We start from the raw sequence: 8,958 nt of genomic DNA, 5'->3' as shown, positions 1-8,958 counted from the left end.
TGCGATGGAGCCGGAGTGATGCCATGGTGGCGTCACTTCAGCGCCAGGGTCTGGCGCCATCCCTCGCCCACCGACAGGAGTTCCCAGCCGTGGCTACCTTCCTTTACAAACTGGGCCGTCTCGCCTTCCGGCGCCGATGGCTGATGGTGTTGCTGTGGGTGGGGGTCCTCTGCGGTGCGGGCTTCGCCGCCTCCGCCGCCCCGGCGCCGCCCGCGGACACCTTCTCGATGCCCGGCACGGAGTCGCAGAAGGCCTTCGACCTGCTGGAGAGGAAGTTCCCGGACGCGAGAGCCGACGGCGCGAGCGCCCGGGTCGTGGTCCGTGCGTCCGAGGGCACGAAGATCTCCGACCCCGCGCAGAAGGCCCACGTCGCCGCGCTCGTCGCGGAGTTGCGGAAGTCCCCGCAGGTCGCCTCGGTGAGCGACCCGTTCACGACGAAGGCGGTCAGCGAGGACGGCTCCACCGCCTACGCCATTGCCACCTACAAGGTCCCCGCCACCGAGGTCGGCGACAAGGCGCACGACGCCCTCGACGACGCACTGGCCCAGGCCCGTGACGCCGGCCTGACCGCGGAGGCCGGCGGCGACGCCGTGAAGATCGACGCCGCCATGAGCGGCACCGGCGAGAAGATCGGCATCCTGGTCTCCGCCTTGGTGCTGCTCCTCACCTTCGGCTCGGTGATCGCCGCCGGAATGCCCCTGCTCACGGCCCTGATCGGCGTCGGCATCGGCATATCCGCGATCTCGGCGCTCGGCGCCACCCTCGGCCTGTCCGGCACCACATCGACCCTGGCGATGATGCTCGGCCTCGCCGTCGGCATCGACTATGCCCTGTTCATCGTCTCCCGCTATCGCGCCGAGCTCACCGAGGGCCGCGAGCGCGCCGACGCCGCGGGGCGGGCGGTCGGCACCGCGGGCTCCGCGGTCGTCTTCGCCGGGCTCACCGTCATCGTGGCCCTCGCGGGCCTGGCCGTGGTGAACATCCCCATGCTCACCAAGATGGGCCTGGCCGCCGCCGGCACCGTCGCCATCGCCGTCCTGGTCGCCCTCACCTTCGTGCCGGCGCTGCTCGGCTTCGCGCCGGTCAAGGTGCTGCGCCGCCGGGACCGCCACCGGTACTCCGGCAGGCCGCTCAGCGCCCGCCGGCAGCGCAAGGCCGACAAGCACGCCGTGAAGGACGCCAGGCGCAAGCCCAATCTCGGCTCCCGCTGGGCCGGTTACGTCCTGCGCCACCCCGTCGCCGTCCTGCTCCTGGCCGTCCTCGGCCTCGGCGCGGTCGCCGTGCCCGCCGCCAGCCTGGAGCTCGGTCTGCCCGGCGAGGGCACCATGGCCCCCGACACCACCCAGCGCAAGGCCTACGACCTGCTCTCGGAGTCCTTCGGCGCCGGGTTCAACGGGCCGCTGACGATCACCGTGGAGGGCCCGGACGCCAAGGCCGCGGCCGACACCGTCGGCAAGCGTCTCGCCGGGCAGGACGGCGTCGCCACGGTCACCCCGGCCACGCCCAACGAGGCCGGCGACACCGCGATCCTGAACGTCGTCCCGACCACCGGACCCACCGACGCCGCGACCGAGGACCTGGTGCGCCAACTGCGCTCCCTCGCCGATGGCTTCCGGGCCGACACCGGCGCCGAGGTCCTGGTCACCGGCCAGACCGCGATGTTCATCGACTTCTCCGAGACCCTCGACGACGCGCTGCTTCCCTATCTCGCCCTGGTCGTGGGCCTGGCGTTCCTGCTCCTGATGGTGGTCTTCCGCTCGGTCCTCGTGCCGCTCAAGGCCGCGCTCGGCTTCCTGCTCTCGGTGACCGCCGCGCTCGGCGCCGTCGTCGCGGTCTTCCAGTGGGGCTGGCTCGCCGATGTCTTCGGCGTCGACCAGCCCAGCCCGATCATGAGCACGATGCCGATCTTCATGATCGGCGTGGTCTTCGGACTCGCCATGGACTACGAGGTGTTCCTGGTGACCCGTATGCGGGAGGCGTACGTCCACGGGGCACGGCCCGCCGAGGCCGTCGTCACCGGCTTCCGCTACGGCGGCCGGGTGGTCGCCGCGGCCGCCGCCATCATGATCAGCGTGTTCTCCGGCTTCATCGTGGAGGACAACGACTTCGTCAAGATGATCGGCTTCGGCCTCGCGGCCGCGGTGCTCTTCGACGCCTTCCTCGTCCGCATGACGATCGTCCCCGCCCTGTTCGCCCTGCTCGGCAAGTCGGCCTGGTGGCTGCCGCGGTGGCTCGACCGACTGCTCCCGAACCTCGACGTCGAAGGCGCGAAGCTCTCCGGCACGGCCCCGCCCGGGCAGGTGGCGCCGCCGCGCCGCGCACCCGAACTGGTCGACTAGCGAGCCTGGTCGGCCGGGTCCGGCTCGGCGGCCTCGTCCAGGCGGGCCTGCTCCTCTTCGCCGAGGAGCAGGTCCGCCGCGGCCGCCGAGTCCCTGGCCGTCTCCGGCCGGCTCGACCCCGGAATCGGGATGACGGCCGGGGAGCGCGCCAGCAGCCAGGCCAGGCCGACCCGCTGGGGACTGACACCGCGCTCCGCCGCGACGGCGTGGAAGGCGGCGAAGCGGTCCGCTCCCTCCGTCCGCGACGGCCCGTCCAGGGAGCTGCGGGCCAGCCCGCCCAGCGGACTCCACGGCAGGAACGCCAGCCCCAGTTCCGCGCACAGCCGCAGCTCCGGCTCGCTGCTCCGGACGGCGGGGGAGTACCGGTTCTGCACCGACACCAGCCGGTCGCCGAGGATCTCGCGCGCCCGGCGGATCAGGTCCGCGTCCGCGTTGGACACCCCGGCCAGCCGGATCGTGCCCGCGTCGAGCAGCTCCCGCAGGGCACCGACCGACTCCTCGAACGGCACCGCGGGGTCCGGCTTGTGGAGCTGGTAGAGGCCGATCGCCTCCACACCGAGGCGCTTGCGGGAGGCCTCGGCGGCGGCCCTGAGGTGGCGCGGCCGGCCGTTCACCGTCCAGTCGCCGCCGCCCGGGCGGCCGCGGCCGCCCTTCGTCGCCACCAGCACGTCGGAGGTGTCACCGCCGTACGTGGCGAGTGCCCGGGCCAGCAGACGTTCGTTGTGGCCGGGCTCCGCGCCCGGCAGATGGTAGGAGTCGGCCGTGTCCAGGAGGGTCACGCCCGCGTCGAGCGCGGCGTGCACGGTGGCCAGGGCGCGCTTCTCGTCCGGCCGGCCCTCGAGGGACAGCGGCATCGCGCCGAGCCCGATCGCGCTCACCGGCAGCCCGCCCAGTGTCCTGTACCGCATGTCAGTCGCCCTTTCCGAGCGTCTCGGCGACGGCACGCGGCAACCACTGCCGGGCGTCGGCGAAGGTGTGGCCGAGCCGGGTGGCACGGGTGTTGTCCATGCCGTAGGAGCGGCGGAAGGAGAACGGGGAGACCTCGCCGACCTCCACGGGCCGGAACACGGTCCGGCCGCCCGGGACGTGCGCGGCGACCGCCTCGCACAACTCCTCGGTGCTCAGCGTCCCGTGCGAGGCGGCGTTCACCGGCCCGGTGAACTCCTCGCCCGCCGCCCACGCCAGGAAGCGGGCGATCTCCTCGACATGGATGTACGTGGCGGGCCGGTTCACGGCGGGCACGGTGATGGGCTCACCGGTGCGTATCCGCTCGGCGTAGTGGGCCAGCCGGCCGGTGAAGTCGTCGTTCCCGCCCAGCACATGGGCCACCCGCACCGCCGTGTACGGGAACGCCGGGCCGTCGGCCGCGAGGACCGCCTCGGCCTGCCGCTTGCCCTCCCCGTAGTGCGCCTCCCGGAACACCGGGTCGTCCCAGGGCAGTTCGAGGTCCACGGGCACCGTGGACGGGACGACGGCCTCCTCGCGCACGAGGGCGGGGGAGTCCTCGTACTCGTACACCTCGACCGTCGAGGTCATCACATAGCGGCCGGTACGGCCGGAGAAGACGCGGCGGGCGAGCGCCGCCTGGCGAGGGGTGTAACAGAACTGGTCGACGACGGTATCGAAGACGCGCGAGCCGAGCGCCTCGGTCAGCGACCGCTCGTCGTCCCGGTCGGCGACCAGGTGCTCCACCCCGGCCGGCGGCGGGGAGGATCCCCGGTTCAGCACGCTGACCCGGTGCCCTTCGGCCTGCAACCGTGCGATCAGGCGCTTTCCGATGTAGCGGTTTCCACCGATGACCAGTACGTTCCGGACCTTTTCCATGGCCATAATTCTCCTGGCGTACATCCATGTAATGAAGGGGGAACCATGGGAGTTCAGGCCGCCGCGCCGAAAGAACCACGGCATCTGCGCCCCGCCACCGACGAAACCTCGGTGGCCTTCGACGCGCTGGACCGGCAGATCCTCCACCTGCTCCAGACCGACGGCAGGATCAAGCTCAGCGAGCTGGGCCGCCGGGTCCGGCTCAGCCCGGCGGCGGTCACCGAGCGGGTGCGGCGACTGGAGGCCGCGGGCGTGATCAGCGGCTACGGCGCCCAGGTCGTCCCGGCCCGACTCGGCTACGGCATCCAGGCGTTCATCCGCGTCAACCCGCACGGCGGCTACAACCTGAAGCACCCGAGGACCCTGGAGCTGATCGAGCGGCCCGAGATCACCGAGGTGCACCACGTGGTCGGCGAGGACTGCTGGATCCTCAAGGTCGCCGTCCGGGACACCGTCCACCTGGAGGACGTCCTGGAGGGCGTCTCCGCGCTGGGGCGCACGACGACGTCGATCGTGCTGACCTCCCCGGTGGAGCGGAAACCGCTGTTGCCTTGACGCGGGGGTCAAGGAATACGTTCGTACGCATGCGAATCGGCGAGCTGGCCGCACGGGCCGGGACCACGACGCGGACGCTGCGGTACTACGAATCGCGGGGGCTGTTGCCCGCGCGGCGCACGGGCAACGGATACCGGAGCTACGACGAGAGCGATCTGCGGCTGCTCCGGCAGATCCGGACGCTGCAGGACTTCGGGTTCGACCTGGAGGAGACGCGGCCCTTCGTGGAGTGTCTGCGGGCCGGGCACCCCGAGGGCGACTCGTGCCCGGCGTCGCTCGCGGTCTACCGGCGCAAGCTGGGCGAACTGGACTCCCTGATCGGTGAGCTGACCACCGTCCGGGACACGGTCGCGCGACAGCTCGCGCGGGCCGAGCTGGCCGCCGAGGCGGAGGCTCCGGGCGGTCCGGAGCCGCAGTGCGAGCTGGGAGGGGACACCTGGTGACCGACATGACCGATGTGACCGACGTGGTTGACGTGACGGACGCGGATTTCGAGGCGAAGGTGATCGGCGCGGATCTGCCTGTGCTGGTGGAGTTCACCGCCGACTGGTGCCCGCCGTGCCGGCAGATGGGGCCGGTGCTGAAGGCCCTCGCTTCCGAGGAGGGCGACCGGCTGAAAGTGGTGCAGCTGGACGTGGACACCAACCCGGAGACGACCAACGCCTACAAGGTGCTCTCCATGCCGACCTTCATGGTCTTCCGCGACGGTGAGCCCGTGAAGTCGATGGTGGGCGCGCGGGCCAAGCGGCGGCTGCTGGAGGAGCTGGCCGACGTGCTCTAGGCGACCCGCCCGGACAACAGGAAATCCCCCGAGCAATTGCGCTCGGGGGATTTCCTTGCGTATATTTGTTTGTTCGCGACTTCAACTCAAAAAGAAGTCACGCGAAGTTCAGTGAGCACAGTATATCCGGGCGGGAGTGGAATTGTCAAACACCGAATTTCCGGACGATGAATTGCGGCATGAGCAGGAATTCATCGACGGGTTGTACGCGCGCGTGGACGCGCTGCGCGGCGACGCCGAGACCTCCGTCGCGGACGCGCTCGCGCAGGGCAACACGCCCCAGCAGGCCAGACTCGAGCGGGACATCCTCGTCGCCGAGCGCTCCGGGCTGCTCGCCGCGCTGAACGCGGTGGACGGCTCCCTGTGCTTCGGCCGGATCGACCTCACCTCGGGCGTCACCCACCACATCGGCCGGATCGGGCTGCGCACCGACGACGCCGAGCGCACCCCCGTCCTGATCGACTGGCGCGCCGATGTCGCCCGCCCCTTCTACCTGGCCACCGGCCACACCCCGATGGGCCTGAGGCGCCGGCGGCACATCGCCACCGACGGCCGGCGGGTCTCCCAGCTGCACGACGAGATCCTCGACCTCGGCGACGAGACCCGCACCGGCCACGAGGACCCGACGGGCGACGCCGTGCTGCTCGCCGCGCTCGACTCGGCCCGCACCGGCCGGATGAGCGACATCGTGCAGACCATCCAGGCCGACCAGGACCGCATCATCCGCGCCCCGCACCGCGGCGTCATGGTGGTGGAGGGCGGTCCGGGCACCGGCAAGACGGCCGTCGCCCTGCACCGCGCCGCCTATCTGCTGTACGAGCACCGCGAGCTGCTCGCCAAGCGGGCGGTACTGATCGTCGGGCCCAACCCGGCGTTCCTCGGCTACATCGGCGAGGTGCTGCCCTCCCTCGGCGAGACGGGCGTGCTCCTCGCGACCGTCGGCGAGCTGTTCCCCGGCGTGAAGGCGACCGCGACCGACACGCCCGAGGCCGCCGCCGTGAAGGGCCGGGCCGGCATGGCCGACGTCCTCGCCGAGGTGGTGCTCGGCCGGCAGGCGCTGCCCGACCCCGTCATCGCCATCGAGCACGACCGCGAGATCCTCATGCTCGACGACGGTCTGGTGAACGTCGCCCGCGAACGCACCCGCGCCGCCAAACTGCCGCACAACGCGGCCCGTGAGCACTTCGAGGGCCATGTCCTCAACGCGCTCACGGACCTGTACGCCGAGCGGATCGGCACCGACCCCTTCGACGGCTCCAGCCTGCTCGACCCCAGCGACATCACCCAGATCCGCGACGACATCGCCGAGAACCCCGACGTCTGGTCCGCCATCGACCAGCTCTGGCCGGTGCTCACCCCGCAGCGGCTCGTCGCCGACTTCCTCGCCGCGCCCGAGGAGTTCCTGCCCGCCGAGGACGCCGAGGCCGTACGCCGCCCGGTGACCCGGCGCTGGACGGTCGCGGACGTGCCGCTGCTCGACGAGGCCGCCGAACTCCTGGGCGACGACGACCGGCTGGCCCGGGAGCGCGCCGCGCGTGAGCGGGAGGAGCAGATCGCCTACGCGCGGGGCGTGCTGGAGGTGTCGTACGCCTCCCGGACCTACGAGTTCGAGGACAAGGAGGACAGCGACCCCGACGGCAGCGAGGTGCTGTCCGCACACGACGTCATCGACGCCGAGCGGTTCGCCGAGCGGCACGAGGAGGACGACCACCGCAGCGCCGCCGAGCGCGCGGCGGCCGACCGCACCTGGGCGTTCGGGCACATCATCGTCGACGAGGCGCAGGAGCTTTCGCCGATGGCGTGGCGGCTGCTGATGCGGCGCAGCCCGACCCGCTCGATGACCCTGGTGGGCGACCCCGCACAGACGGCGGAGGCGGCCGGTGTCGGCTCCTGGGCGGGCATCCTCGACCCGTACATCGAGGACCGCTGGGTGCACACCCGGCTGGGCGTCAACTACCGCACCCCGGCCGAGATCATGGACGCGGCGGCGGCCGTGGTCCGCGCCGAGCACCCGGAGTTCGAGCCCCCGAGCTCGGTCCGCTCCACGGGTGTACGGCCGTGGGCGCGGGCCGCCGACGACCTCCCGGGCGCGGTCGCCAAGGCGGTCGAGGAGCTCACGCCGGCCGAGGGGCGGCTCGCGGTGATCGCGCCGCGCGACCTTCACCGCGGCCTCGCGGCCCGGCTGGACGGGGTGACGGCGGGCGCCGAACCCGACCTCACCCGGACGGTCGTCCTCCTCGACCCGCGCCAGGCCAAGGGGCTGGAGTTCGACTCCGTCCTGGTGGTCGAGCCCGGCCGGTACGGCACCAGCGACCTGTACGTGGCCCTGACCCGGGCCACCCAGCGGCTCGGCGTGCTGCACACCGGGGAGCTGCCGAAGGCCCTGGCCGAACACTTCGGGTAGCCCGGCAGGCACGGGCTCTCCGACGCCCTGCGGGACCTGAGGCCGCCTGTCACAGCAGCGACCTCGGATCCCGCAGGGCGTGCCACAGCCCGGCCGCGAGCGGTACGACCGTCAGGGCGAAGAAGATCCAGAACACGAACTCGGCGCCGGGCGTCAGGCCGTAGGTGGTGCCGTCCTCCCATTCGCAGTAGGCCCGCGGCGGAAACGGCGTGGAGACCCCCCAGGCCCTTCCGCCCCCGAGGAAGCCCTCCCGCATCGGCTCGGCGGGACAGGGCGCGGTCTCCGGGAACAGCACGGGATCGTCCGCCGTCATGATCACGACCCAGGTGACGGCACCGCACGGCACCGCCCAGAACACCGCGGTCCGCACCCACAGCGGCAGCAGCGGATGCGCCAGCAGCCCGCGCAGCGCGACCAGGATCACCACGAGCCCGACGAAGACGGGAAGCAGCGTCATGAGGCCGCCGCGTTCCTCCGCGCGCGGAACTCGGTCGCGTAGCCCGCGCTGATGGCGAGCCCGGCGGCGGACAGGGCGCAGGACATGCTCGCCCAGTTCATCCACAGGTAGGAGGGATCGGCGGTGTAGAGGCTGCCGTCCTGGCGTACGCAGTCGAAGCGCAACGGCAGGTACGACGCCCGGTGGTGGGACAGGCCCACGGTCGTCTCCCGGTCGAAGCCGTCGAGGCAGGCCCGGGCCGGGACCGAGGACGCGCCTTCGCCGAACTCCCACTCCGATTCCAGCACGGCGAAGAACCCCAGGGAGTAGACGGACACGGCCGCCCAGGCGAACATCGTCGCCGCGCGGCGCAGCAGCAGTGGCAGCCAGGGTTCGGGGCGGCCGGGAAACGCCATGGCGACGACTCCCGCGGCCGCGACCAGCGCGCCGAGGGCACAGATGACGGAGATGCCCAGTCCGATCAGCACGCCGTGACCCCATCCCGCGCGGGCGGACCCCCACGGCCCGGTGGGGTGGCACGGCGCATGCCGCCACCCCACCAGGGCCCGACGGGACGGGCTGTGGCGGAAGCCACACCTCCCGTCACAGAGGTGTCACA

Annotated in this window: 9 protein-coding genes; 5 read left to right on the top strand and 4 right to left on the bottom strand. The window is 72.1% G+C overall.

Annotation, left to right across the window (positions count from 1 at the left end; genetic code table 11):
* The first annotated feature begins 89 nt into the window (after window positions 1-89).
* On the top strand, window positions 90-2,339 hold the full coding sequence (locus ACFTZL_RS35515) for an MMPL family transporter (RefSeq protein WP_382591653.1): 2,250 nt from the start codon (window positions 90-92) through the stop codon (window positions 2,337-2,339).
* Here the strand turns inward: ACFTZL_RS35515 and ACFTZL_RS35510 are convergent.
* Together ACFTZL_RS35510 and ACFTZL_RS35505 are read right to left on the bottom strand one after the other, a co-directional pair.
* Window positions 2,336-3,247, bottom strand: a complete 912-nt coding sequence (locus ACFTZL_RS35510; protein WP_382591650.1) for an aldo/keto reductase — start codon at window positions 3,245-3,247, stop codon at window positions 2,336-2,338. The genes ACFTZL_RS35515 and ACFTZL_RS35510 overlap by 4 nt on opposite strands.
* A gap of 1 nt (window position 3,248) precedes the next feature.
* Complete coding sequence (locus ACFTZL_RS35505; protein ID WP_382591647.1) at window positions 3,249-4,163, bottom strand: NAD-dependent epimerase/dehydratase family protein; 915 nt, start codon at window positions 4,161-4,163, stop codon at window positions 3,249-3,251.
* A 45-nt stretch (window positions 4,164-4,208) separates the two neighbouring features.
* On the opposite strand from ACFTZL_RS35505, the gene ACFTZL_RS35500 reads away from it, so the two are divergent.
* The 4 genes from ACFTZL_RS35500 to ACFTZL_RS35485 all read left to right on the top strand — a co-directional run bounded on the left by ACFTZL_RS35500 (window position 4,209) and on the right by ACFTZL_RS35485 (window position 7,903).
* Window positions 4,209-4,718 (top strand): Lrp/AsnC family transcriptional regulator, encoded by a 510-nt coding sequence (locus ACFTZL_RS35500; RefSeq protein ID WP_382591644.1) that lies wholly within the window; start codon window positions 4,209-4,211, stop codon window positions 4,716-4,718.
* A 29-nt stretch (window positions 4,719-4,747) separates the two neighbouring features.
* Entirely contained in the window at window positions 4,748-5,161 is a 414-nt protein-coding gene (locus tag ACFTZL_RS35495) for a MerR family transcriptional regulator (protein WP_184590317.1), read from the top strand.
* Window positions 5,162-5,166: 5 nt separating this feature from the next.
* Complete coding sequence (locus ACFTZL_RS35490; RefSeq protein ID WP_382591640.1) at window positions 5,167-5,499, top strand: thioredoxin family protein; 333 nt, start codon at window positions 5,167-5,169, stop codon at window positions 5,497-5,499.
* Between the two features lie 142 nt (window positions 5,500-5,641).
* Window positions 5,642-7,903: a HelD family protein gene (locus ACFTZL_RS35485; protein WP_382591637.1), complete on the top strand. Its 2,262-nt coding sequence runs from the start codon at window positions 5,642-5,644 to the stop codon at window positions 7,901-7,903.
* Window positions 7,904-7,952: 49 nt separating this feature from the next.
* Here the strand turns inward: ACFTZL_RS35485 and ACFTZL_RS35480 are convergent, their stop codons facing one another.
* Both ACFTZL_RS35480 and ACFTZL_RS35475 read right to left on the bottom strand, forming a co-directional pair.
* Window positions 7,953-8,360, bottom strand: coding sequence for a hypothetical protein (locus ACFTZL_RS35480; protein WP_382591634.1), 408 nt, complete (start codon window positions 8,358-8,360; stop codon window positions 7,953-7,955).
* Window positions 8,357-8,827: a hypothetical protein gene (locus tag ACFTZL_RS35475; RefSeq protein WP_382591632.1), complete on the bottom strand. Its 471-nt coding sequence runs from the start codon at window positions 8,825-8,827 to the stop codon at window positions 8,357-8,359. Before ACFTZL_RS35475 ends, ACFTZL_RS35480 begins: the two co-directional genes overlap by 4 nt.
* Window positions 8,828-8,958 lie beyond the last annotated feature (131 nt).

The sequence above is a fragment of the Streptomyces sp. NPDC056948 genome (genome assembly GCF_042674225.1).
In the GTDB taxonomy this organism is placed as follows: Bacteria; Actinomycetota; Actinomycetes; order Streptomycetales; family Streptomycetaceae; genus Streptomyces; species Streptomyces purpurascens.
The sequence above is the reverse complement of the archived record's forward strand: the minus strand, read 5'-3'. Positions and strand labels throughout refer to the sequence as shown.